This is a genomic window from Algibacter sp., assembly GCF_049667265.1.
GTDB lineage: Bacteria > Bacteroidota > Bacteroidia > Flavobacteriales > Flavobacteriaceae > Algibacter_B.
This window is the reverse complement of record NZ_JBATHX010000214.1, coordinates 1-2,417: the sequence shown is the minus strand read 5'-3', so window position 1 is coordinate 2,417 and position 2,417 is coordinate 1. Positions and strand designations below refer to the sequence as shown.

The 2,417-nt window shown below is 34.8% G+C and carries 4 protein-coding genes; all 4 read left to right on the top strand.

The window, feature by feature from the left end:
- Positions 1-209 (top strand): uroporphyrinogen decarboxylase family protein (locus WBN21_RS07880; protein WP_424199085.1); only part of this gene is annotated, 209 nt, incomplete at its 5' end.
- 131 nt (positions 210-340) lie between these two features.
- Complete coding sequence (locus WBN21_RS07875; RefSeq protein WP_424199083.1) at positions 341-1,099, top strand: EI24 domain-containing protein; 759 nt, start codon at positions 341-343, stop codon at positions 1,097-1,099.
- Complete coding sequence (locus WBN21_RS07870) at positions 1,089-1,631, top strand: GNAT family N-acetyltransferase (protein WP_424199081.1); 543 nt, start codon at positions 1,089-1,091, stop codon at positions 1,629-1,631. The genes WBN21_RS07875 and WBN21_RS07870 overlap by 11 nt, the downstream gene beginning before the upstream one ends.
- Positions 1,632-1,633: 2 nt before the next feature.
- The coding region (gene hemF, locus WBN21_RS07865; RefSeq protein WP_424199079.1) for an oxygen-dependent coproporphyrinogen oxidase at positions 1,634-2,417 on the top strand (784 nt) is incomplete at its 3' end.

Below are 2,417 nucleotides of genomic sequence, written 5' to 3'. Positions count from 1 at the left end.
GCGGAAACATTACGCTTCAGGGTAATTTCGACCCAACACGCTTATTTTCGCCACCGGCAGAAATCAAAAAAATGGTACACCAAATGATTAACGATTTTGGTAAAGACAAATACATCGTAAACCTTGGTCATGGTATCCTACCAAACATCCCGTTAGATCATGCTAAAGCGTTTATAGATGCCGTTAAAGAATATAACAGCCCCTCTTAACCTCCCCAAAGAGGAGAAACTGTTATCAATTTGGGGTATTTGAATCTTAAAAAGGTTTAGTATTTGATAATTTTCAATATTTTAACATAATCAATTCCCTCTCCTTTGGAGAGGGCTAGGGAGAGGCTTCTATGATTAAAGACATAATTTCAGGAATTAAAGCATACTTTGGTGCTTTCAGCTTAATTTCAAAATTAAAACTTTGGAAATATTTTGCCATTCCTATGCTAATTAGCTTTTTATCAGCCATTGCAGTTTTTGGTTCAGCTTATGCATTATCAGATAATATTGGAGCATTCATTTCCAAAATCTGGATTTGGGATTGGGGACACGAAACTTTTGCTTCAATCAGCAATTTTATTGGTGGATTAATAATTATTATAATCGGTCTTATTCTTTTTAAACACATCATCATGGCATTATCCGCGCCATTTATGAGTCCTGTTTCAGAAAAAATAGAGGCTCATTTTACAGGTAATCCGGCACATTCACATAGAGACACCTCCTTCATGCAACAATTGTCAAGAGGTATCCGCATTAATAGCCGAAATCTTTTAATGGAATTGTTATTAACCATTCCTATTCTGCTTTTAAAATTTATTCCTGTAGTCAACATATTTTCAACCATATTACTCTTTATTGTTCAAGCTTATTATGAAGGTTTTGGTAATATGGATTACACTTTAGAGCGTCATTTTCAATATAAAGAAAGCCTGCAGTTTGTGCGTAAAAATCGTGGTTTAGCCATCGGAAACGGCATTGTATTTATGCTGTTTTTATTAATTCCCGTTATTGGTGTAATTTTAGTACTTCCCTTTTCGGTTACAGCGGCTTCAACAAGAACGGTAGAAGCGCTTCAACTTAAAAACAAACCTGTAAATGCGGCTTAATTTTGGTTCATATTACATCATTCCCATTCACCCAAAAGATGGATGGACCATTTGCAACTTTATTGTAGCCAACGAAGACCGATTAAAACGCTTTTTCCCAAAAACACTAGAGCAAAATTTAACACCCGATTTATCAAATATTTTTGTTGCTAAAAAAGTATCACAATTTGAAACCAAAGAAGAATTCTTGTTTACATTAAGAGAAGCCGAATCCAATAAATTATTGGGTTTAGTATATATCAAAGAGGTCGATTTAGATAAAAAGCAAGGCGAATTAGCCTATTGTATAGATTATAATTTTCAAGGTAAAGGATTAATAACCGAAGCTGTCAAACAATTATCTGACTATGCTTTTTCTCAATTAGGATTTAAAACACTTCAAATTATAGTTCACAAAAGTAATATTGGGAGCGTAAAAGTGGCAGAAAACAATAATTTTACTTGGATAAAAACGCTAAATAATGAATTTACACCACCAGGCGAAAACTCATTAAACATGGAATTATACGAGTTGTATAAAGAGATTGAATAAATATGAAAGACAAATTCTACCAATACATACAAAATTTACAAGACAGCATCACATCAAAGTTGGAAGCTGTTGATGGTAAAGCTAAATTTCAAGAAGATATTTGGGAACGACCTGAAGGTGGTGGCGGCCGAACTCGCGTAATTGAAAACGGAAACGTTTTTGAAAAAGGTGGCGTTAATATTTCTGGCGTTCATGGTAAATTACCCAAATCGATGCAAGCTTATTTTAAAGTAGGCGATGTCGATTTTTTTGCCTGCGGATTGAGTTTAGTACTTCACACTAAAAAACCAATGGTTCCAACAGTTCATGCTAATTGGCGTTATTTTGAAATGTATGATAAAGACGGAAAAATAATAGATAGTTGGTTTGGTGGCGGACAAGACTTAACACCTTATTACTTGTTTGAAGACGATGCTAAACATTTCCATCAAACCTGTAAAACGGCATGCGACAAACATAACCCAGAATTTTATCCAACCTACAAAAAACGTTGTGATGAATATTTCTATAATACACACAGAAACGAAGGTAGAGGTATAGGTGGTTTATTTTTCGATTATTGTAAAGCAACAGAGGACATGACTATGGAAAACTGGTATAACTTCGTAACTGAGGTTGGTGATAGTTTCCTAGAAGCTTACGTGCCGATAGTTGAAAAACGCAAAGAATTACCATACACAGAAGCAAACCGAACTTGGCAAGAAATTCGTCGTGGACGTTATGTAGAATTCAATTTAGTGCATGACAAAGGCACTTTGTTTGGGCTAAAAACCCACGGACGCATAG

Excerpts from the sequence above, each read along its gene's own strand:
- WBN21_RS07875 (WP_424199083.1), top strand. The coding sequence starts at position 341 with ATGATTAAAGACATAATTTCAGGAATTAAAGCATACTTTGGTGCTTTC.
- WBN21_RS07870 (WP_424199081.1), top strand. The coding sequence starts at position 1,089 with ATGCGGCTTAATTTTGGTTCATATTACATCATTCCCATTCACCCAAAA.